This window comes from Streptomyces sp. NPDC048751 (assembly GCF_043198595.1).
Classification (GTDB): Bacteria; Actinomycetota; Actinomycetes; order Streptomycetales; family Streptomycetaceae; genus Streptomyces.
This window is the reverse complement of sequence record NZ_JBICUX010000008.1, coordinates 420,156-441,105: the sequence shown is the minus strand read 5'-3', so window position 1 is coordinate 441,105 and position 20,950 is coordinate 420,156. Positions and strand designations below refer to the sequence as shown.

Annotated in this window: 19 protein-coding genes; 8 read left to right on the top strand and 11 right to left on the bottom strand. The window is 71.6% G+C overall.

Going from position 1 to position 20,950, the window contains the following annotated elements:
- The first annotated feature begins 87 nt into the window (after positions 1-87).
- Positions 88-1,260 (top strand): GDSL-type esterase/lipase family protein, encoded by a 1,173-nt coding sequence (locus tag ACGFNV_RS26880; RefSeq protein WP_393625536.1) that lies wholly within the window; start codon positions 88-90, stop codon positions 1,258-1,260.
- On the opposite strand, the gene ACGFNV_RS26875 is transcribed toward ACGFNV_RS26880, so the two are convergent.
- The 7 genes from ACGFNV_RS26875 to rpe form a co-directional block, all read right to left on the bottom strand.
- Positions 1,250-2,413, bottom strand: a complete 1,164-nt coding sequence (locus ACGFNV_RS26875; RefSeq protein ID WP_393625680.1) for an MFS transporter — start codon at positions 2,411-2,413, stop codon at positions 1,250-1,252. The two genes, ACGFNV_RS26880 and ACGFNV_RS26875, sit on opposite strands and share 11 nt — an antisense overlap.
- Before the next feature lie 108 nt (positions 2,414-2,521).
- Positions 2,522-2,974, bottom strand: a complete 453-nt coding sequence (locus ACGFNV_RS26870; RefSeq protein ID WP_133929537.1) for an Lrp/AsnC family transcriptional regulator — start codon at positions 2,972-2,974, stop codon at positions 2,522-2,524.
- A gap of 10 nt (positions 2,975-2,984) precedes the next feature.
- Positions 2,985-4,454, bottom strand: a complete 1,470-nt coding sequence (locus ACGFNV_RS26865) for an amino acid permease (RefSeq protein ID WP_393625535.1) — start codon at positions 4,452-4,454, stop codon at positions 2,985-2,987.
- Positions 4,455-4,672: 218 nt separating this feature from the next.
- Positions 4,673-5,185, bottom strand: a complete 513-nt coding sequence (locus ACGFNV_RS26860; RefSeq protein ID WP_393625534.1) for a GNAT family N-acetyltransferase — start codon at positions 5,183-5,185, stop codon at positions 4,673-4,675.
- A gap of 73 nt (positions 5,186-5,258) precedes the next feature.
- Complete coding sequence (locus ACGFNV_RS26855; RefSeq protein ID WP_393625677.1) at positions 5,259-6,701, bottom strand: GuaB1 family IMP dehydrogenase-related protein; 1,443 nt, start codon at positions 6,699-6,701, stop codon at positions 5,259-5,261.
- A gap of 237 nt (positions 6,702-6,938) precedes the next feature.
- Positions 6,939-7,985: a sugar-binding domain-containing protein gene (locus ACGFNV_RS26850; protein ID WP_133929533.1), complete on the bottom strand. Its 1,047-nt coding sequence runs from the start codon at positions 7,983-7,985 to the stop codon at positions 6,939-6,941.
- A gap of 99 nt (positions 7,986-8,084) precedes the next feature.
- Positions 8,085-8,771 (bottom strand): ribulose-phosphate 3-epimerase, encoded by a 687-nt coding sequence (gene rpe / locus ACGFNV_RS26845; protein ID WP_393625533.1) that lies wholly within the window; start codon positions 8,769-8,771, stop codon positions 8,085-8,087.
- Between the two features lie 89 nt (positions 8,772-8,860).
- Here rpe and ACGFNV_RS26840 point away from each other — a divergent pair, with 89 nt between their 5' ends.
- Positions 8,861-11,005, top strand: coding sequence for an MMPL family transporter (locus ACGFNV_RS26840; protein ID WP_393625532.1), 2,145 nt, complete (start codon positions 8,861-8,863; stop codon positions 11,003-11,005).
- A 14-nt stretch (positions 11,006-11,019) separates the two neighbouring features.
- Here ACGFNV_RS26840 and ACGFNV_RS26835 read toward each other — a convergent pair whose 3' ends face one another.
- A complete protein-coding gene (locus ACGFNV_RS26835) occupies positions 11,020-12,009 on the bottom strand; it encodes a patatin family protein (protein WP_393625531.1) in 990 nt (329 codons plus the stop codon).
- A gap of 64 nt (positions 12,010-12,073) precedes the next feature.
- The gene (locus ACGFNV_RS26830; protein WP_393625530.1) at positions 12,074-13,030 is read right to left on the bottom strand and encodes a helix-turn-helix domain-containing protein; all 957 of its coding nucleotides are present in this window, start codon (positions 13,028-13,030) and stop codon (positions 12,074-12,076) included.
- Positions 13,031-13,259: 229 nt separating this feature from the next.
- On the opposite strand from ACGFNV_RS26830, the gene ACGFNV_RS26825 reads away from it, so the two are divergent.
- The 4 genes from ACGFNV_RS26825 to ACGFNV_RS26810 all read left to right on the top strand — a co-directional run bounded on the left by ACGFNV_RS26825 (position 13,260) and on the right by ACGFNV_RS26810 (position 17,090).
- The gene (locus ACGFNV_RS26825; RefSeq protein WP_393625529.1) at positions 13,260-14,150 is read left to right on the top strand and encodes an NAD-dependent protein deacetylase of SIR2 family; all 891 of its coding nucleotides are present in this window, start codon (positions 13,260-13,262) and stop codon (positions 14,148-14,150) included.
- A 65-nt stretch (positions 14,151-14,215) separates the two neighbouring features.
- Positions 14,216-15,076 (top strand): SDR family oxidoreductase, encoded by an 861-nt coding sequence (locus ACGFNV_RS26820; protein ID WP_393625528.1) that lies wholly within the window; start codon positions 14,216-14,218, stop codon positions 15,074-15,076.
- Positions 15,077-15,158: 82 nt separating this feature from the next.
- On the top strand, positions 15,159-15,920 hold the full coding sequence (locus tag ACGFNV_RS26815) for a nuclear transport factor 2 family protein (RefSeq protein WP_393625527.1): 762 nt from the start codon (positions 15,159-15,161) through the stop codon (positions 15,918-15,920).
- 150 nt (positions 15,921-16,070) lie between these two features.
- A complete protein-coding gene (locus ACGFNV_RS26810) occupies positions 16,071-17,090 on the top strand; it encodes a protein-ADP-ribose hydrolase (RefSeq protein ID WP_393625526.1) in 1,020 nt (339 codons plus the stop codon).
- A 185-nt stretch (positions 17,091-17,275) separates the two neighbouring features.
- On the opposite strand, the gene ACGFNV_RS26805 is transcribed toward ACGFNV_RS26810, so the two are convergent.
- A complete protein-coding gene (locus tag ACGFNV_RS26805; RefSeq protein ID WP_393625525.1) occupies positions 17,276-17,986 on the bottom strand; it encodes a TetR/AcrR family transcriptional regulator in 711 nt (236 codons plus the stop codon).
- A 129-nt stretch (positions 17,987-18,115) separates the two neighbouring features.
- On the opposite strand from ACGFNV_RS26805, the gene ACGFNV_RS26800 reads away from it, so the two are divergent.
- Positions 18,116-18,790 (top strand): SDR family NAD(P)-dependent oxidoreductase, encoded by a 675-nt coding sequence (locus ACGFNV_RS26800; protein ID WP_393625524.1) that lies wholly within the window; start codon positions 18,116-18,118, stop codon positions 18,788-18,790.
- Positions 18,791-19,018: 228 nt separating this feature from the next.
- The gene (locus ACGFNV_RS26795; protein ID WP_393625523.1) at positions 19,019-19,375 is read left to right on the top strand and encodes a DUF805 domain-containing protein; all 357 of its coding nucleotides are present in this window, start codon (positions 19,019-19,021) and stop codon (positions 19,373-19,375) included.
- Positions 19,376-19,436: 61 nt separating this feature from the next.
- Here the strand turns inward: ACGFNV_RS26795 and ACGFNV_RS26790 are convergent, their stop codons facing one another.
- Positions 19,437-20,855 (bottom strand): RsmB/NOP family class I SAM-dependent RNA methyltransferase, encoded by a 1,419-nt coding sequence (locus ACGFNV_RS26790; protein WP_393625522.1) that lies wholly within the window; start codon positions 20,853-20,855, stop codon positions 19,437-19,439.
- Positions 20,856-20,950 lie beyond the last annotated feature (95 nt).

The following is a 20,950-nucleotide window of genomic DNA, read 5'->3' as shown; positions in this document are numbered from 1 at the left end:
TGCGTGCGGCTCCGTGGGCCGCGCACCACCCGTGGCCGGGCCGGAAAACCCCGTGCGGACCCCGTATTCGGTTGACAGGCTGGGATCATGAACGCTCAGGACTGGATCACCACCCCCCTCACCGCAGACCTGCTGCGCGGCGCCCTCGACCTGGAGCGCACCGAGCACGGCGTGCTGCCGCACCGGCTGCCCGCCTGGGCGCGCGCCCAGTACTTCGACGGGCAGTTGGCCGGGGCGGAGTCCCAGCCCTCGGGCGTACGGCTGGCGTTCCGCACCCGGGCGACCGCGGTCGAACTGGACACGCTCCGCACCAAACTGGCTTACGAGGGCGCCCCGCCCCGCCCGGACGGCGTGTACGACCTGCTCGTCGACGGCCGTCTCACCGCCCAGGCGAGCACGACCGGCGGCAACGTCCGCCTGGTGGACATGACGGACGGGTCCGCGGAAACCCGGCCCGGCCCGGTCGGCACCGTCCGTTTCACCGGTCTGCCGGACGGCGAGAAGGACGTCGAGATCTGGCTGCCGTACAACGAGGCGACCGAGCTCGTCGCCCTGCGCACCGACGCCCCCGTCGAGCCCGCCCCGGCGGACGGCCGCCGGGTGTGGCTGCACCACGGCAGTTCGATCAGTCACGGCTCGAACGCGGCGAGCCCCACCACGACCTGGCCGGCGCTGGCCGCCTCGCTCGGCGGGGTGGAGCTGACCAATCTCGGCTTCGGCGGCAGTGCCCTGCTCGACCCGTTCACCGCCCGCGCCATCCGGGACGCCCCCGCCGACCTGATCAGCGTCAAGATCGGCATCAACCTGGTCAACCTCGACGTGATGCGCCTGCGGGCCTTCACCCCGGCGGTGCACGGCTTCCTCGACACCATCCGCGAGGGGCATCCCACCACTCCGCTGCTGGTCGTCTCGCCGATCTACTGCGCCATCCACGAGGACACACCCGGCCCCGCGGCCCCGGACTTCAGCAACCTCGGCGAGGGTGCCTTCCGGTTCGTGGCCCTGGGGGATCCCGCGGAGCGGGCCGGCGGGAAGCTGACGCTCAACGTCATCCGGGACGAACTCGCCCGCGTCGTGAAGCAGCGCGCGGTGGACGACCCGAACCTCCATCACCTCGACGGCCGCGACCTCTACGGCGAGGCGGACTTCGCGGAGCTGCCGCTGCCCGACCAGCTCCACCCGGACGCGGCCACGCACCGCCGCATCGGCGAACGCTTCGCCGCGCTGGCCTTCGGCTCCGGCGGAGCGTTCAGCGCCTGAGACGCGTTCGGCCTCCGGCGACGACCGCCAGCGCCGTGACCCCGTACGGCACCGCGAACAGTGCGAACGCGGTGCCGTGCGGGGTGCCCGTCGAGACGAGTGCTCCGTAGCCGCCGTACACCGCGACCGTGGTCAGCTCGGTGCCCAGGCCCGCGACGGAGGTCAGCGTGGCCCGGCCGTCGCCCTCGATGCGCTGCTGGAGCCGGGCGTCGGCCAGTACGGTCGCCAGCTGGAAGCCGGCGAACGCGAGGGCCACGAGGCCGATGCCGGCCGGTGTCCGTATCGCCGCTCCGGCGGCGAGGGCGAGCGCGGAACCCGTGAGCACCAGGGCGAGACCGCCTCGGCCGAGGCGTTCGGCGGTGCCGGCGAGCAGGCTCCCGGTCGTCGCTCCCACCCAGATCAGCACGAGGAGGTACGGGACCGTCCCGTCCGGGACGCCGGTGTCCCGGACCAGCAACGGCGTGTACTCGTCGAGGGCTCCCCACACAGCGGTGACGGCGGGCACGAGCAGCAGGGCTCCCCGCACGGCCCGGTCGCGTCGGGCTTCGACGAGCCCGCCGCGCAGCGTCGCCGTCCAGGTGTCGCCGGCGTCCGCCTGGGCCGCCGGGGCGGAGCGGTGCTCGGGGAACCGGGTCGCGGTCAGCGCGGTGAGCAGGCAGGCCAGGACGCTCGCCGCTCCCACGGCCCGGTAGCCGCCCACCGCGAGGACCGGCCCGGCGAGTGCCGTCGCCGCCATCACGCCCAGCTGACCGGCCGCGGCGGCCCGGCCCATGGCGCGTGTGTAGCGGTCGGCCGCGCCGAGCCGCTCCAGTTCCTCGTAGATCAGCGCCTCCAGCGCGCCGGAGCCGAGCGCTCCCCGGGCGCCCCACAGGACGAAGCCGAGGGCGAAGGCGCCGTACGACGGGATGAGCACCCACAGCGCGAAGCCGACGGCGGTCAGGAGCGGCCCCAGCCACAGCAGCAGCCGACGCGAGACGGCGTCGGCCCAGGCACCCGAGGGGATCTCCAGCAGCATGCCCGTGACCGACCACAGGGCGAAGAGGGAGGAGATCTGCCAGACCGACAGGCCGGTGTCGCTGAAGAGCAGCGCGTACACCGGGTAGAGCAGGACGAAGTCGTCGAGGAAGGCGTACGTGTACAGCGTCCCGGTCAGCCGTGGGACGCCCGCGGAGCGGGTCGAGGATCAATGTCGCCAGGTCATGAGCCCGAGGGTAGACCCGCGCTCGGCGAGCGACCAGCGCTTTTACGGGGGACAGGCCTCTTACGTGGGCGAGCCCGAGGAGAACCTGCGCAGCAGGGGCGACAGCACCAGCACGGACCTGGTCCGCTCCACGAACGGCTCCCCCGCGATCCGCTCCAGGACCCGCTCGAAGTGCCGCATGTCCGAGGCGAAGACCTGGGCGACCGCGTCCGCGTCACCCGTGACGGTGGACGCGGCCACGACCTCCTGGTAGCGCTCCAGGCCCCGCTGGATGGTCTCCGGCGAGGTGTTGCGCCGGCAGTAGATCTCGACGAAGCCCTCCGTCTCCCAGCCGAGGGCCGCCGGATCGACCCGTACGGTGAATCCGGTGATGGCTCCGGTGGCGCGCAGCCTGTCCACGCGCCGCTTCACGGCGGGGGCGGACAGGCCGACGAGCTGCCCGATGTCCGCGTAGGAGCGGCGGGCGTCCTCGGCGAGGGCGTGCACGATGCGTTCGTCGAGATCGTTCAGCACTGCGGGTGGTTCACTTCGCTTCAGGTGTGGCAAGACGGGAACGGCGGTGGCCGTACAGGAAGTAGAACACGAGCCCGACGGCCATCCAGACTCCGAAGACGACCCAGGTGACGGCCGACAGGCTGCCCATCATCCAGACGCAGAACGCGAAGCCCAGCGCGGGCAGCACCGGCGACAGCGGGACCCGGAAGGTGCGGTCCATGTCCGGGCGGGTCCGGCGCAGCACCACGACGGCCACGTTGACCAGCGCGAAGGCGAACAGGGTGCCGATGCTGGTGGCGTCGGCGAGCTGGCCGAGCGGGATCGCCGCGGCCAGGACACCGCAGAACAGGGAGACGATCAGGGTGTTGGCGCGGGGCGCGCCCGACTTCGGGTGGACCTTGGCGAACACCTTGGGCACGAGCCCGTCCCGGGACATCGCGAACAGAACGCGGGTCTGGCCGTAGAGCACGGTCAGGACGACGCTCGCGATGGCGACGACGGCGCAGAACGCCAGCAGGGTGCCCCAGAAGGTCTGCCCGGTGACCTCGCGCATGATCTGGGCGAGCGCTGCCTCGGAGTCGGAGAACCCCTTCCAGGGCTTGGCGCCGACGGCGACGGCCGCGACGAGGACGTACAGCGCGGTCACGATGACCAGGGAGAGCATGATCGCGCGCGGCAGGTCGCGCTGTGCGTTCTTCGCCTCCTCACCGGCCGTCGAGGCGGCGTCGAAGCCGATGTAGGAGAAGAAGAGGGTGGCCGCCGCGGCGCTCACGCCGCCCATGCCGAGCGGCATGAAGTGGTCGTAGTTGCCGGAGCGGAAGCCCTGGACGCCGATGGCGCAGAACAGCACCAGCGCGGCGATCTTCACGACCACCATGATCGTGTTGGCGCGGGCGGACTCACGGGCGCCGCCCAGCAGGAACGCCATCGCGAGCAGGACGACGATCAGCGCGGGCAGGTTGAAGACGCCGCCGTCGCCGGGCGGGGCCGACAGGGCGGCGGGGAGGGTGACGCCGAAGGTCCCGTCGAGCAGTTCGTTGAGGTACTCGCCCCAGCCGACGGCGACGGCGGCCACCGACACGCCGTACTCCAGGACCAGACACCAGCCGCAGATCCAGGCGATCAGCTCGCCCATCGTTGCGTACGCATACGAGTAGGACGAACCGGCGACGGGGATGGTGCCGGCCAGTTCGGCGTAGGAGAGGGCGGAGAAGAGGGCGGTGAGGCCGGCGATCACGAAGGAGAGCGTGACGGCCGGACCGGCCTTCGGGACGGCCTCGCCGAGGACGACGAAGATGCCCGTGCCGAGGGTGGCACCGATGCTGATCATGGTGAGCTGCCACAGCCCCAGGGAGCGCCGCAGGGACCCTCCCTCACCCTGGCCACCCTCCGCGACCAGGTGTTCCACGGGCTTGCGACGCATCAGGCGCGCGCCCAGGCCCGGGGTCGGGGGCGCTGTCCGGTTGTGGTCCTTCGGGGGTGCGCCTTGGTCGAGCACGCGCTGACTCCTTCGTCGCTGCCTCTTGGGGCGACGGGGCCCGACGGCACCCCCGCCAGCAGGGACCCACCGAGCGGGGTCCCCGCCACGCCACGTACAGCGCATGACCCTATGGGCCGGGGCGTTGCCGTCGTAATGCAGCAAGCTTGCACGCCTCCGCAAGATCGTTGCGTTCATCGGAGGCGGGCGTTCATTCGTTGCGCAAGGGCTTTCGAACGTTACGTCGGCGCAGCGCGGCTCAGCTCTTTGACCAGGAAGGTGCAGGCGTCGGCGCACTCGTGCCGTACGCCGTCGGCGTCCCGGTACGCCCAGCGGTCCACGTACGTCACCGTGGGCCGATAGCCGAGCCGTGCGTACAGGGCGGCCGCCCGCCGGTTGTCGTCGCCCACACCGAGCCCCATGGCTGAGACACCGCGCTCCCGTGCCAGGCGCTCGGCGGCGCGCACCAGCGCGGTGCCGACACCCCGTGAGCGGAGCGACTCGGGCCACACGAGGAGACCGTTGATCTCCGGGCAGCCGGGCTGTGCCAGCCGCACCTCGGGCGCCTCGCAGCCGGTCCACCGGACCTCGGCGTGCCCGACGGGTCTTCCGTCGAGCCAGGGGATCAGGTAGGTGCTCTTCCCCGCCTGCTGGCGCGCGAGGCGGGCGGCGTGATGGCCGTCGACGCTGGACGACGGCATGAAGCGCTCCAGTACGGCGAGGTCCTCCGCACGGCAGACGGCGATGTCCATGCGCCGACCGTAGACGCCCGGCTCGCGAACGGCCCCCGGTTTTCGACGGGGGCCGCGGGCGACGGAGTCGGGCTCAGGTCCAGCTGGCGTGCAGCGGCTTGCCCTCCGCGTAGCCCGCCGCGCTCTGGATGCCGACGATGGCCTTCTCGGCGAACTCCTCCAGGGAGGCGGCGCCGGCGTAGGTGCAGGAGGAGCGGACGCCCGCGATGATCGAGTCGATCAGGTCCTCGACGCCGGGGCGGGCCGGGTCGAGGAACATGCGGGACGTGGAGATGCCCTCCTCGAACAGTGCCTTGCGGGCGCGATCGTACGCCGACTCCTCGGACGTGCGGTTGCGCACCGCGCGCGCGGACGCCATGCCGAAGGACTCCTTGTAGAGCCGCCCGTTCGCGTCCTGCTGGAGGTCGCCCGGAGACTCGTAGGTGCCCGCGAACCAGGACCCGATCATCACGTTGGACGCACCGGCGGCGAGCGCCATCGCCACGTCGCGGGGGTGGCGGACACCGCCGTCGGCCCACACGTGCTTGCCGTACTTCCGTGCCTCGGCCGCGCACTCCAGCACGGCGGAGAACTGTGGCCGGCCGACACCGGTCATCATGCGGGTCGTGCACATCGCACCCGGTCCGACGCCGACCTTGACGATGTCGGCACCGGCCTCGACCAGGTCCTTCACGCCCTCGGCGGAGACGATGTTGCCCGCGACGATCGGCACCCGGGGATCGAGGTCGCGCACCAGCTTGATGGCGCTGATCATCGACTCCTGGTGGCCGTGGGCGGTGTCGATGACGAGCGTGTCGACCCCCGCGGCGAGCAGTTCCTCGGCCTTGGCCGCGAAGTCGCCGTTGACGCCGACGGCGGCGGCGACCCGCAGCCTGCCGTCGGCGTCGGTGGCCGGCGTGTACAGCGTGGCGCGCAGGGCGCCCCTGCGGGTGAGGATGCCCGCGAGGCGGCCTTCCTTGTCCACGGCGGGGGCGTAGCGGCGGTTGGCGTGATCGAGCCGGTTGAACGCCTCACGCGGGTCGATGTCGGCGTCGAGGAGCAGCAGGTCCTTGGACATGACCACTTCGAGCTGGGTGAAGCGGTCGACGCCGCTGAGGTCCTGGTCGGTGACGACACCGACGGGCCGCTTGTTCTCGTCCACGACGACACCCGCGTTGTGCGCGCGCTTGGGCAGCAGGGCCAGCGCGTCGGCGACGGTCTGGTGCGGGGCCAGCACGATGGGGGTGTCGAGGACGAGGTGGCGGCTCTTCACCCAGGAGACCACGTCGGTGACGACGTCGTTCGGGATGTCCTGCGGGATGACGACGAGGCCGCCGCGCCGGGCCACCGTCTCGGCCATGCGGCGGCCGGCGATGGCGGTCATGTTGGCGACGACCAGCGGGATCGTGGTGCCCGTGCCGTCCGGGGAGGTGAGGTCCACACCCTGCCGCGAACCGACCGCGCTGCGGCTCGGCACCATGAAGACGTCGTCGTACGTCAGGTCGTACGCGGGCTGGATGTCGTTGAGGAAACGCACGTGCTGCACATCCCAGTCGATCAGAGGTGACCCCCGGACAGGTCAGCCAGGGGGAAGAGCACGTACTTCATTGTCCCATGTCGCCCGGTACGCGGTCCCCGGTCGCATCGTCCAAGCAGGTCAGAGGCCCTCTGGGAGGAACCTCCAAGAGGGCCTCGACGCGGAGGGGCGCCCTGGCACGGCCCGTACCGCGGACGGACGAGGGGGCGGCCGTGACCGCCCCCTCGTGACACTCCGTCAGGCTCCGTCCGGGTCCGACCGGTTGAGCGCGGACTTCGGCGCCGGCCGGCCCGCCGTCATCAGGTAGTCCGCGGCCGACGTGTCCGTCACGAGGCTGGTGACGAGCCCGGAGCGCAGTACCGCGTCGATCGCGGCCGCCTTGCGCTGCCCGCCCGCGATCGCGACGACCTCGGGGATACGGCGGAGCTGGTCGGCCTTGACCGTGATGCACCGCTCGCCCAGGTCCCGTCCCACCCGGCGGCCCTCGGCGTCGAAGAGGTGCGCGGACATCTCGGCGGCGACACCGAGCGAGGCGTAGTGCGCCCGCTCCTCGTCGCTGAGCATGTCGTGCACCGTCGAGATGCCGGGCTCCCAGGAGCCGATGGAGACGCAGGCGACCGTGACCTTGTCGAAGTACTCGAAGGCCCGGGCGATCCCGGTCTGGTGGCGCAGCGCGGCCGCGGTGGCCGCGTCCGGCAGCAGCATCGGCGCGTAGATGGGGTGGGCGTCGCCGCCCGACACCTGCGCGGCGCGGCGCACGGCCTCGACGGAGCCGCGCTCGGCGGTCCCGGCGTCGTACACCCCCGTCAACTGCACCACCGTGCACGGCGGCAGGCGGTCGAGGGCGGCGGCCATGTGGATCGTGGACCGGCCCCAGGCCAGCCCGAGCACATCGCCCTCGGTGACGAGTTCGCCGAGCAGGTCGGCGGCCACCTCACCCAGGTTCTCGGGGTCGGGAGACTCCTCGACATCGGCCGGGGACTCGACCACGACGGCGTGCCTGAGGCCGTAGCGGGCGCGCAGCGCGTCGGAGCGCTCCGCGTCCAGCTCGGCCGGGACGCGGATCTCGATACGCACGAGATCCCGTTCGAGGGCCGTCTCCAGAACCCGGGCCACCTTGAAGCGGCTGACGCCGAACTCCTCGGCGATCTGGATCTTGGACTTGCCCTCGAGGTAGAAGCGGCGGGCCATGGCCGCCGCCTGCACCAGCTCAGCGGGTCCCATCCGCATGGCTGACCGGCCCGCCGACATACCCGACACGGCGATCTCCTCACTGCTGTTCACACTCTGGATTCGCCGTTCATCCTCGCAGATCCGGCGTACTTGATCAGCCCGGATGGGCGCCGTTCACATTCCTTTGGCCTGGGGTCTGCCCAGTAACACCTAGTGTGCGCATGCCCATGACGCCTTGGACGTGGCCGTCTCGGCCTGGCTGCGTAGTGCACGTACCGCTTCGGCCGGGTCGGACGCCCCGTAGACCGCGGATCCGGCGACGAACACGTCCGCGCCCGCGTCGGCGCAGCGCTCGATGGTGGAGGCCGAGACGCCGCCGTCGACCTGGAGCCACAGTTCGAGCCCGTGCTTGCTGATCAACTCGCGGGTCCGGCGGATCTTCGGAAGCATGATGTCGAGAAAGGCCTGGCCGCCGAAGCCCGGCTCGACCGTCATGATCAGCAGCATGTCGAGTTCGGGCAGCAGGTCCTCGTACGGCTCGATGGGCGTCGCGGGCTTGAGCGCCATGGAGGCACGGGCGCCCTTCGCGCGGATCTCCCGGGCGAGTCGCACCGGCGCGGCAGCCGCCTCGACATGGAAGGTGACGGACGAGGCACCTGCCTCGACGTACTGCGGGGCCCAGCGATCGGGGGCCTCGATCATCAGATGGCAGTCCAGCGGAGTGTCCGTCGCACGGGCCAGTGACTCTACGACCGGCACACCGAGCGTGAGGTTCGGGACGAAATGGTTGTCCATGACGTCGACGTGGAGCCAGTCGGCTCCTTCGACCGCCTTGGCCTCGTCCGCGAGGCGGGCGAAGTCGGCGGACAGAATGCTGGGGTTGATCTGCGCGGCCATGCCCCAAGCGTATGCGCTGTGCTGTGCTTGGGCGGTGGGGCCCCCGAAGCCGACGGCTCACTTCGGCTGCGGGTCGCGCGGGGGTGCTCATGACCGGGAAGCCAGGAGTCGCGCATCTCGTCTGTGGGCGGCGGGCCAAGTGGCTGGTGCTGGGGTTGTGGGTGGTGGTGCTGTTCCTGACGGCGCCGTTCGCCACGAAGCTCACCGACGCGCAGGACAACGACGCGGCCTCGTGGCTGCCGGGGTCCGCCGAGTCCACCCAGGTCCTGGAGCTGTCGAAGGACTTCCGCCCGGAGCAGATCCCCGCGGTCGTGGTGTATGCCCGGGACAGTGGGCTCACCGCGCAGGACCGCGCGCAGATCGCCGCGGACGCGGCACAGCTGAGGCAGCTGCGCGACCACGGCATCCGGGGCGCGGAGACCCGTGGGCCCGTCTTCGACCGGCCGACCGATCCCCGGGCGGCGGAAATCCTCGTACCGATCACGATGGACGAGAAGGGCTGGGAGCGGATCCGGCCCGCGGTCGACTCGATCCGGGACGTCACGGGCGACAGCCATGGTGGTCTGGCCGTGCACATCGCGGGCCCCGGCGGCACGTCCGCGGACTTCGCCAAGGCGTTCGAGGGTATCGACTCGACGCTGCTGGTCTCGGCGATGACGGTCGTCATCGTCATGCTGCTGATCACCTACCGCAGTCCGACCCTGCTGCTGGTCCCGCTGCTCTCCGTGGTCGCCGCCCTGTTCACCGCGCAGGCACTGATCTACTTCCTGGCCCGGAACGCGGGCCTGACCGTCAACGGCCAGAGCGCCGGCATCCTCACGGTGCTCGTCTTCGGCGCGGGCACGGACTACGCGCTTTTGCTGGTGGCCCGTTACCGGGAGGAGCTGCGCCGTCACGAGGACCGGCACGAGGCGATGGCGCTGGCCCTGCACCGGGCGGGCCCGGCGGTCCTCGCCTCGGGTGCCACGGTCGTGCTGAGCATGCTGGTGCTGCTCGCCGCCGAGATGAACTCCACGCGGGGCCTCGGCCCGGTCGCGGCGATCGGCGTGGCCGTCGCCCTGCTGGCGATGATGACGCTGTTCCCGGCCCTGCTGGTCGTCTTCGGCCGCTGGATCTTCTGGCCGGTGATCCCGCACCTCGGCACATCCGATCCCACCGAGCGCGGCGTCTGGGCCCGCATGGGCCGCCGTATCGCGCGGCGCCCGCGCATGACGTGGGCCGTGACGGCACTGGTGCTGGCGGTCTGCTCACTCGGCCTGATCCAGCTGCGCGCCGAGGGCATCGGCAACGCGGACGCCTTCACCGGGAAACCGGACTCGATCACCGGTCAGGAGGTGTCCGCGCGGTACTTCCCGGCGGGCAGTGGTGATCCGCTGGTCATCGTCTCCAACCAGGCCCGGGCCCAACAGGTGGGCCGCGCGGTCGCCGGGACTCCCGGCGTCGTGCCGACCTCGCTCGGCCTGCCGCCGGGCACGAAACCGTTCAACGAGGGCAAGGTGCTGTTCGAGGCCACGATGACCGCCCCGTCGGACAGCGAGGCCGCGAAACAGACCGTCGAGCGGGTCCGCGACGCCGTGCACGCGGTGCCGGACGCCGACGCGCAGGTGGGTGGCGGCACGGCCGCCCTGCTGGACATGGACAAGGCGACCACGCACGACAACATCCTGATCATCCCGCTGGTCCTGGCGGTCGTCCTGCTGATCCTGGGCGCCCTCCTGCGCGCCGTGATCGCCCCGCTGCTGCTGGTCGGGACGGTGATCCTCTCCTTCGCGGCGGCCCTGGGGCTCAGCGCGCTGGCGTTCCGGTACGTGTTCGACTACGCGGGCGAGTCGACGGACTTCCCGCTGTTCGTCTTCGTCTTCCTCGTGGCCCTGGGCATCGACTACAACATCTTCCTCACCACCCGTATCCGCGAGGAAGCGGGCCGTCAGGGCACCCGCCCCGGCGTGGTGACGGGCCTGGCGGCCACCGGCGCGGTCATCACCTCCGCCGGCCTGGTCCTGGCGGGCACCTTCGCCGCCCTCGGCACGCTCCCCATGGTCGCCTTCGCGGAGATCGGATTCGCGGTCGCGCTGGGTGTCCTCCTGGACACCTTGGTCGTACGGTCGGTCCTGGTCACGTCGCTCTTCCTGGACGTCGGCCCGAAGGTGTGGTGGCCCCACAGGCTGGCCCGGGAGGACGGCGGCACGAGCACGGGTGCCCTGGCGGAGGAACGGGTGGGCCGGCACTCGTAGGCGCCCCCCACCCGTCAGACCAGGTCGGCGAACCGGGTCTCGACGGCTCGGTACCCCGTGCGCAGCGCCTCCTGGAGCACGGCGCCGTCCGTCTCCAGGCGGCTGACGAGGGGAGCCGCGGCGTCCGGGCGGACGGACAGCACGGCGGGGTCGGTGGGCACCGCGCCGGCGTCGGCGTCGTAGGCGGCCAGCGTCCGGTCGTCGTCGGCGAGTCGCGCGGCCCGGCTCAGGAACGCCGCACGCAGTTCATCGGTGTGCCGCCGGAAGGCGAGCGCGGCGACGAGCCGCGACCCCCGCGACGGCACGACCGGGGCGACCGTGTCCGGGCCGAGAGGCCTGCTGCGCAGGACGAGGACATGGGTCGCGCCGTCCCGGAGCGCCTGGCGGAAGGGGATCGACTCGGCCAGGCCGGCGTCGTAGAAGCGGCGCCCGCCGACCGTGACCGGCCTGCCCGCGAGCAGGGGCAGCGCGGCGCTCGCACGAAGCGCCATCCGCAGCGCCGCCTCGTCCGTCAACGCGTCGCGCAGATCGACCGGTTCGCCGGTCTGCAGATCCGTGGCCAGCGGATGCATCTCGATCGGGGAGGCCAGCACCGAGGCGTAGTCGAGGGGGAACTGGCGGATGTAGACGTCTTCGATCAGCGTCTCGATGTCCACCATGGGGCGCCCGCGCAGCAGGTTGCGTTTGCGGATCAGGACACTGGCGAAGCGTGGGTCGGCCCAGCCGCGCAGTCCCTGCGGCCGTGAACTGACCAGCCAGGCCGCCGAGATGGCCCCCGCCGAGGCTCCGTACACCGCGTCGAAGGCGTCCAGCAGCCCCTTCTCGTACAGGGCGAGCGCCATCCCGGCCGACACGGTGCCGCGCATCCCCCCGCCCTCGATGGCCAGCACGACGCGGTGTCCGTCCGCCCGTGCCCCGGGACGGCTGCCCGCCGCCACCCGGTCGGCGAGCACCCTGGTCAGCCGGTGCGGGGCCAGGACGTCCGGGGACTGCTCCGTCGTCACGTGTCGTCTCCTACGGTGAGCGTCGGCTTGCGCTCAGGGAAGGTTTCCAGACGAGCGCCGCCGGTCAAAGGTGCCGCAACGCCAAAGATTCACCGGATTCCGCCAGGCCGTCAGACTGCGGCTCGCTCGTCGACAGTCCCCGGATCCCCTTGCGGAAGTCGATCGGGGAACGACCCGTGCGTTGCATGAAGTACTTGCTGAACTGCGAGGCCGTGACGAAGCCGAGGTGGTCCGAGATCTGCGCCGCGGTCTCGTCGCCGTGCGCCAGCTGACGCTTCGCCTCCAGCACGACCCGGCGGTCGATGAAGGCCTTCGCGCTGAGCCCGGCGTTGGCCAGCGTCGCCCGGGCGAGGGTGCGCCCCGAATAGCCGAGCATGCGGGCGTAGTCCTCCACTCGCCGGGTGGCGGTGAAGTGCCGTTCGACCGCGTCACGGAACCGCAGGTAGATCTCGTCCGGCTCGGGCGCGGAGTTGCCGGCCGGGACGGTGAGATGGGCCAGTCGCAGCAGAAGGACGGCGAGGAGGTGGCGCAGGGCCGCGATGTGCACTTCGAGGGGCAGGTGACCGAGCGCCTGGAACTCACGGCTCAGGTGTTCCGCGGCCATGCTCACCGCCTCGGCGTCGGCGGCGACGGGGGTGGTGACGACCGGTGCGTGCGGGTCGTCGACATGGGCGGCCGTCGCCGTGGCCGAGTCCAGCACGTCCTGCTGGAAGAGGATCAGAGTCCCCTCGGCCTTGGTGAGGTCGCCCCACTGGTGCACCTGCCCCGGGCGCACCCACAGCCAGGAGCCCGGCCGAAGGGCGTAGCCGTCGAAGTCGACGACATGCCGGAGGTCGCCCGCGGTGAGCGTGAGCAGATGATGGAAGTCGGGGCGGTGGGGCCGGGCGAGGGCCTGCTCGGAGACGCGCCGCCGTAGCTCCGCCAGCGACATGACCTCGACACCGGCGGGAGTGCCCGCGGGCGCGGCGAACGGGATCGCCGGGATGTCACGCGGGGGATGGTGTCGATTTTTGGCCATCATCAGTCGGAAGTTTATCCGGCTTCCTCCCCGCGCTCCTCCTACGTTGGACGTGCCGCCGCGGAAACGGAACATCTCCCTGGCGGAAATCGGAAAGGACGGCACGCGGCGACGACACGTGCCGCGGCTGCCGCCCACGCCGCGTCCGTCACGCGCGAGTCGAGGAAGTGACCGCGGGCTTCGACGCGTACATGAAACAGGTGTCCGTGGCACCGGAAGGGACCCGTGCGTCATGAGCACCGTGAACAATGCTGCGGCCTGGACAGCGAACAACGCTCCCGCCCCTCCCGCACCGGCAGCCGAGACCGTCCGTGCCTGGGTGCAAGAGGCGGACCGGGTCCTGATCGCGGCCGGGGCGGGCCTGAGCGCGGCCGCCGGCTACGACTACGGCGACACCGAACGCTTCCGGGAACTGCTGCCGGCGCTGTACCGGCTCGGCCTGCGTTCGCGCTACCTGCTCGGCGTGCCCCTGCCGAAGGACATGATGTGGGGCTACTGGGCCGTCCACATCGACGACATCCGCTACGACCCCGAGCCCAATCCCCTCTACCGCAGGCTGAGGGAGCTGGTCGGCGACCGCGACCACTGGGTGATGACGTCCAACGTCGACGCCCTCTTCGCCCGCAACGGCTTCCAGGCGGACCGGGTCTTCACCCCGCAGGGAGACTACGGCCGCCTCCAGTGCACGGTCCCGTGCACGCGGGAGACCTGGTCCAGCAGACCGTTCCTCGACACCATCCTCGCCGCGTACGACCGCGACACGGGACGGGTGACCGATCCCCAGGCCCTGCCGCGCTGCCCCCGCTGCGGCGCCGACGTCTTCCCCAACGTCCGTGTCGGTCCGGAGTTCGTCGACGACTCCTATCGGCCCGCGGGGCGGCGGCTGGTGCAGTGGCTCGACGACGCGCCCACGGACAGCGCCTTGCTCGTGGTGGAAATCGGCGCCGGTTTCAACACCCCCGGCGTGATCCGCCGGCCCGTGGAGAACCTGGTGCGCCAGACCCCTCGGGCCCGCCTCGTCCGGATCAATCCCGGCCATCCCGACGTCCCCGCGGACCTCGGCGAACGAGCTCTGTCCCTTCCCCTCGGAGCGGACCGGCTCCTCGACGGGCTCGATCCCTGACATCCAGCGGCAGCACGCCTCCACCCCCACAGGAAGCCAAGTCACCACAGGAAGAGAGTCACGTCATGCCCGAGGTATCCGAGGCGTCCGTCCCCATGATCGCCGTCACCGGCTCCACCGGCCGGCTCGGCGGGCGCGTCGCCCGGCGGCTGGCCGAGCGGGGTGTCCCGCAGAAACTCCTGGCCCGCAGCCCGGAACGCACTCCACGGCTTACCGGCGCGGTGGCCGTACCAGCCGACTACGCGGACCAGCACTCCGTACGGGAGGCCCTGGCCGGCACCCACACCGTCCTCATGGTCTCCGCCTCCGAGAGCGCCGACCGGCTACCTCAGCACAAGACGTTCGTGGACGCCGTCGTGGAGGCGGGTGTCCGGCACCTGGTGTACGTCTCCTTCTACGGCGCCGCACCCGACGCCACCTTCACCCTGGCACGCGACCACTTCCACACCGAGCAGCACATCCGCGCGAGCGGCCTGGCGTACACCTTCCTCCGGGACAACATCTACGCGGAGCTCGTCCCCGACCTCGTCGGCGAGGACGGCGTCATCCGCGGCCCGGCCGGGCGGGGACGCGCCGCGTTCGTCGGCCAGGACGACATCGCCGACGCCGCCGCCGCGGTGCTGTCCCGGCCGGACGACCACGCGGGCGTGGCCTACGACCTGACCGGCCCCGAGTCCCTCACCCTGGACGAAGCGGCCGTCATCCTGTCCGAGCAGCTCGGACGCCCCGTCACCTACCAGCAGGAGACGGTCGAGGAGGCCTACGCCTCCCGCGCCTCCTACGGCGCCCCGCCGTGGCAGCTGGACGCCTGGGTGTCCACCTACACGGCCATCGCGTCCGGCGAACTCGACGGGGTCAGCGACGCCGTTCCCCGCCTCACCGGCCGCCCCGCAACGCCCCTCGCCGACGTCATCCGCGCACCGTAGGAACCACTCACGTCGTGGCGAGCAGCGGCGTACCCACCTTGCCGCGGCAGGCCTCCGACACATCCACACACAAGGAAGACGCATGAGCAACGCGAAGAACACCGTCCTTCAGGCCGCCGCCGAGCTGTTCGGCGACAAGGACCCCTCCGCGGTGGACCGCTGGGTGGCCGCGGAGTACAAGCAGCACAGCGCGCTCGCCGCCGACGGCCCCGAGGCCCTCCGCGGACTCGTCGCCGGCCTGGGTGAGGACTTCCGCTACGAAGGCGCCCGAGCGATCGCCGACGGCGACCTGGTCGCCCTGCACGGCACCTACTACGGCTTCGGCCCGGACCCCCTCGTCGGCTTCGACATCTTCCGAGTCGACGCCGACGGCAAGCTGGCCGAGCACTGGGACGCCCTCACCCCGCAGGTCGAGGACACCCTCTCCGGCCGCTCCCAGACCGACGGCCCCGCCGAGGTCACCGAGACCGACAAGACCGACGCCAACCGTGCCCTGGTCGCCGAGTTCGCCGAAAAGGTCCTCGTCGGCGCCGACTACTCGGTGCTCACCGACTACATCTCCACCGAGACCTACCACCAGCACAACACCGATGCCGCCGACGGCCTCGACGGCTTCGGGGCAGCCGCTGCCAAGTGGGCCGAGCAGGGCAGGAACCTCGCCTACAAGAAGGTCCACAAGGTCATCGCCGAGGGCGAGTTCGTCCTGACGCAGTCCGAGGGCGAGTTCGGCGTCCCCGTGGCCTACTACGACCTCTTCCGTGTCGCGGACGGCAAGATCGTCGAGCACTGGGACGTCGTGGCACCCGTCCCGGCCGAACTGCCGCACGGCAACGGCCTGTTCTGACCGCCCGTACGCCGCCGGAGCCGACCCCACCACGGGCACGAGCGAGGGCGTCACACTGCACCCGGCACCGATGGCCCGGCCCCGTACGCGCCGACGTGCGGATGCCGGGCCATCGGCACACCTCGTTCACCCGCCCCACCGGAGCCTTTGATGATCCCGATCCGCGCCGAGTCCGACGCCGTCGCCGTCGCCGGGACGGAGACACAGCTCTCCGCACTGCCCCTGACCGCTTACCGGTCGGCCGTCGCCCTCGACGAGCCCTTCCGCCCGACGGCGGCCCCAGCCACAGCCGCCCGGCTGGACGCCCACGTACGCTCGGCACTGCACCTGCTCAGCACCGACCCGGCCGTATCCCGGCTCGGTCTGCGCTCCGACTCACTGAGGAGCCTCGCCGATGCCGGTGCCGAAACCGGCGCGGCAACGGCCCGCAGGGCGCTGCGTGCTCTGCTGACCGTCCGTGATCCCGGTCCGCTGCCGGAAGGAGCGGACCGGGAGCTGGACGCGCTCCTCGGCGCGGAGCGGCATCTGCGGCCCGCCGTCTCGGTGCTTGAACTGCCCCCGATCGAAGAAAAGTTGCGCGGCACGACCTTCCCAGCGGCGGCCGAGGTCGTGCTGTGGCGGGGAGACATCACCACGCTGACCGCGGACGCCGTGGTCAACGCCGCCAACAGCCGACTGCTCGGCTGCTTCCAGCCTCTGCACCTCTGTATCGACAACGCCATCCACAACGCCGCCGGCCCCCACCTGCGCGACGACTGCCACACGATCACCACGGCGCAGGGAACCCCGGAACCCACCGGTACGGCCAAGATCACCCGGGGCTACCACCTGCCGGCCCGGTACGTCCTGCACACCGTCGGCCCTGTCGTCCAGGGCCGTCCGCACGCGCAGGACGCGCAGGCGCTCGCCTCCTCCTACCGGGCGTGCCTGGACCTCGCCGCGCAGGTGGAGACCATCCGCACCCTCGCCTTCTGCGCCGTCAGCACCGGCGTCTTCGGCTACCCCAAGGAGGAGGCCGCACCGGTCGCGCTGCGCACCGTCGCGGACTGGATCGCGGCACATCCCGGACGGTTCGACCGCGTGGTGTTCACCGTGTTCGAGGACGCCGACGAACGGGCCTACCGCCACGCCCTCAGCGCAGGCGCCCGCCGGGACTGGTCAGCCATGTAGAAGAACCTGCGAGGATGTGGGCCCGCAATCGGAATGTCCCTTTCCGATGCCACGACCTGGGCTTGTGCTGCAGTCTCATTCGAGGGACGCGCACATGCGGCGTTCACCGTCGCATCGAACTGCGCCGACCACACGCGACACACGCCGCCCCCATGCAGCGAAAGCGGTAGGCAGAAGCCGTTGGCTCAGCGCCGCTTCCCGGTCTCGGGGGAGGTGACGCCCTGACTCGCGCGGCGCATGGCCTCGTACAGCGCCGCGTCCTCCGGCGGGTCCGGCAGTGGGCCGCGGGCCGGGGCCCGGAAGGACTGGATCATCCATGCCACCAGGCGGCGCCAGGCGTCCGGGGCGGCGTCGCCGGTGGCGCTGAGGACTCCGGCGTTGGCCATCAGCAGCAGCACGAGATCCCGGCTGGTGAAGTCCTCGCGCAGCTGCCCGCTGTCCTTGGCGCGGCCGATGACTTCGAGGAACCCCTGGTACGCCTCGGCGCGCCGGGCCTCCAGGGCCTGGGCGCCGGGAAAGCTCATGGTCAGGATGTCGGCGAAGCCGCGGTCGGCGGCCTGCATCGCGCAGACGTCCTGGATGTAGCCGGTGAAGCCGTTCCACGGGTCCGGGTCGGCCAGGGCCTCGGCGGTGGCCTGCGCGTACGCCTCCATGCGGTCGGTGAAGACCGCGACGACCAGGTCCTCCTTGCCGGGGAAGTGCCGGAAGAGGGTGGCGATCCCCACCCCGGCCTCCCGTGCGACCGAGGCCATCGACGCGTTCAGTCCGTCGCGCCCGAAGACCGTGCGCGCGGCGGCGATGATCCGTCCCCGGTTGCGCTCCGCGTCGCTGCGCTTGGGCGGGACTGCGGAGTCGGTGGTGCCGCCGCCGTCGGCATGCTGATCTCGGGGGTTCATGCCGATCAGACTAACAAACCGGAGTACCCTATCCGATTCCCGTGTTACAGTCGACCACGAACCGGATAGGGCTTTCCGGAAAAGAAACGGATAGACCTTTCCACCTCTACGTCCACGAAAGGCTCCCCCATGCCCACCATCGCCATCGTCGGCGCCGGCCCCCAGCTCGGTCTCGCAATCGCACGCACGTACGGCACTCACGGTTACGACGTCGCGCTGATCGCCCGCAACCGGACCAAGCTCGAAGGTCTGGCCGGTGAGCTGGCCGCCGAGGGCATCACCGCCGCGGCGTTCCCCGCCGACGTCCTCGACCGCGCCGCGCTCACCCAGGCGCTCAAGGACGCGGCCGCGCGCTTCGGCGGCATCGACGTCCTGGAGTACTCCCCGGTCGCCGGCGCCCAGACCGTCATGACCACCCCGGCCGCGACCGAGCCGGCCGACGTGCAGCACGAGATGGAGTTCCAGCTCTACGGAGCGATCGCCGCCACCCGCGCGGTGCTGCCCGCCATGCGGGAGGCCGGCGCGGGCACCCTGCTGTTCACCACCGGTGCAGGCTCCGTCGACCCCGTGCCGCAGGTCGCCAACGTCAACGCCGCCGCCGCGGCCCTGCGCAACTGGGTGATCAATCTGCACAAGGAGCTTGACGGCACCGGCGTCCAGGCGGCGCATGTCGCCATCAACGTGTCCATCGGCACGCCGGCAGTCCCCGGATTCCCGACCGCCCAGCCCGAGGAGATATCCCCGGGCTACTGGGAGCTGCACACCACCCGCCGCGACCAGGCCGAGCTCGTGTTCAGCCTCTGACCTCCACCGGCGCTCGGCCGCTCGGGTCTCGGAGCACGAGCGTGCCGCGGCGTATCGCGCCGCGGCACGCTCATCCGGGCGCCGGTCCTCCGCGTCGTCGCCGCGCTCGCGGTGCGTGCCGCCATGACGCGCGCGGACATCGCCGTCTTCCCGCTGTCCGCGTGACAGCTCTCGCCGTCCGGCTTGTATCCCGCCCCGTTCGATTCGAAGGAACCACGATGCCGAGAAATGTCGTTCGTTGAGGCGTCCCGCATGTGTCTCACCACGCAGTACGCCACATTTTCCGGTCGCGCCCGGCGGTCGGAGTACTGGTGGTACTCAGTGCTGTACGTGATGGCCACTGCCATGATCGGGTGGATCAGCTGGGCAGCGGAGGTCCCTCTGCTGAGCGTCCTCCTGGTGCTGTTCATCGTGCCCATGCTGTCCGTCTCCGTCCGCCGGTTGCACGACACAGGCAGGACCGGCTGGAGGATGCTCATCGCCTTGATCCCGGTCGTAGGCCCCGTCCTCTACCTCGTGGGCATGGCCGTGGACAGCGTTCCAGGTGCCAATCGGTACGGCCCGTCCCCCAAGGCAGACCACTGAGCGGACCCCGCATGATGTCGGGAGGGGAATCGCGATGACCCCGTCGTGCAGGAGGACGGAATCAGCCGGTCCTGCGAATGAGCGCCAGGTACATCGCGTCCGTCCCGTGCAGATGCGGCCACAGCTGTACGTCGGGCCCCTCCCCGAGCGCCGGGACGTCCGGCAGCAGCGGGCGGGCGTCGACGAGTTCGGTGTGCGGGAACTGCTTGAGGACGTCGGTGACGACGGCGCGGGTCTCGGCCAGGTGGGGCGAGCAGGTGGCGTATCCGACGACGCCACCGACCCGCACGGACTCCAGCGCCGTCCGCAACAGACCGCGCTGCAGCGGCCCGAACCCCTCGAGGTCCTCCGGCCGGCGGCGCCACCGCGCCTCGGGGCGTCGCCGCAGGGCGCCGAGGCCGGTGCAGGGCACGTCCATCAGGACGCGGTCGAAGCTGCCGGGCCGCCACGGCGGACGGGTCCCGTCGGCGGCGATCACCTGGTACGGCCCGGGGTTGCCGTCGAGCGCCTTGGCGACGAGCCCGGCCCGGTGCGGCTGCTTCTCGGAGGCGAGCAGCACGGCCCCGCGCTCGGCGGCGAGCGCGGCGAGCAGCGCCGCCTTGCCGCCGGGTCCGGCGCACCCGTCGAGCCACTTCCGGTCCGGCCCCTCCAGGGGCGCGTCGGCCAGTGCCAGCGCGACGAGCTGACTGCCCTCGTCCTGCACGCCGGCCCGCCCGTCCCGCACGGCCTCGATCGCGCCGGGCTCACCGCCCTCGGTGAGCCGCACGGCGTACGGTGACCAGCGGCCCGGTACGGCGGCCTCCTCCCGGAGCAGTTCCTCGGTCGTGGCCCGCCCGGGCCGGGCGACGAGGGTCACCTCGGGCCGCTCGTTGTCGGCCTCCAGCAGATCCTCGATCCCGGCCCGCCCGCCGCCCAGCGAGTCCCAGAGAGCGGAGACGACCCAGCGCGGATGCGAGTGGACGACGGCGAGATGGTCCTCGGGATCGTCCTCGTAGGAGGGCGCGACGAGCTCCAGCCAGCCGTCGAGATCGTGCTGCGCGACCTTCCGCAGCACGGCGTTGACGAACTTGGCCCGCCCGTCGCCCAGTACGACCCGGGCCAGCTCGACGGACGCGGACACGGCGGCGTGCGTCGGGATCCGCGTTCCGAGCAGCTGGTGCACACCCAGGCTCAGCACGTCCAGCACCGGCGGATCGACGTCCTTCAGCGGCCGGTCGACACAGGCGGCGATGACGGCGTCGTACGTCCCCTGCCACCGCAGCGTCCCGTACACCAACTCGGTGGCGAGGGCCGCGTCCCGCCCGTCGAACTTCTCGGGGCCCTCCTTCTCCCGCGCCTTGCGCAGCAGCGGCGGCAGCACGAGATTGGCGTACGCGTCCCGCTCGTCCACGGCGCGCAGCGCCTCGAAGGCGAGCATGCGGACGGGGTCCTTCTGGGGCCGACGGTAGGGCTTACGGGGTCGACGGGAGGTGTCGCTCACGAAAAAGGTGCTCCGGATTGCTGGATGAGATGTGCACCCAGCGTACGTCGCACCGCGGGCCCCTGTGCGAGGTGGTGAGAGGTGCGAGGCGGTCA

Bases quoted from the DNA above. Each gene is read 5' to 3' on its own strand.
- ACGFNV_RS26840 (WP_393625532.1), top strand. From the start codon at position 8,861: ATGACCGGGAAGCCAGGAGTCGCGCATCTCGTCTGTGGGCGGCGGGCC.
- ACGFNV_RS26825 (WP_393625529.1), top strand. From the start codon at position 13,260: ATGAGCACCGTGAACAATGCTGCGGCCTGGACAGCGAACAACGCTCCC.
- ACGFNV_RS26860 (WP_393625534.1), bottom strand. From the start codon at position 5,185: ATGGACATCGCCGTCTGCCGTGCGGAGGACCTCGCCGTACTGGAGCGC.
- ACGFNV_RS26810 (WP_393625526.1), top strand. From the start codon at position 16,071: ATGATCCCGATCCGCGCCGAGTCCGACGCCGTCGCCGTCGCCGGGACG.
- rpe (WP_393625533.1), bottom strand. From the start codon at position 8,771: ATGGCCGCGCAGATCAACCCCAGCATTCTGTCCGCCGACTTCGCCCGC.
- ACGFNV_RS26830 (WP_393625530.1), bottom strand. From the start codon at position 13,030: ATGATGGCCAAAAATCGACACCATCCCCCGCGTGACATCCCGGCGATC.
- ACGFNV_RS26805 (WP_393625525.1), bottom strand. From the start codon at position 17,986: ATGAACCCCCGAGATCAGCATGCCGACGGCGGCGGCACCACCGACTCC.
- ACGFNV_RS26880 (WP_393625536.1), top strand. From the start codon at position 88: ATGAACGCTCAGGACTGGATCACCACCCCCCTCACCGCAGACCTGCTG.
- ACGFNV_RS26820 (WP_393625528.1), top strand. From the start codon at position 14,216: ATGCCCGAGGTATCCGAGGCGTCCGTCCCCATGATCGCCGTCACCGGC.
- ACGFNV_RS26795 (WP_393625523.1), top strand. From the start codon at position 19,019: ATGTCGTTCGTTGAGGCGTCCCGCATGTGTCTCACCACGCAGTACGCC.
- ACGFNV_RS26800 (WP_393625524.1), top strand. From the start codon at position 18,116: ATGCCCACCATCGCCATCGTCGGCGCCGGCCCCCAGCTCGGTCTCGCA.
- ACGFNV_RS26815 (WP_393625527.1), top strand. From the start codon at position 15,159: ATGAGCAACGCGAAGAACACCGTCCTTCAGGCCGCCGCCGAGCTGTTC.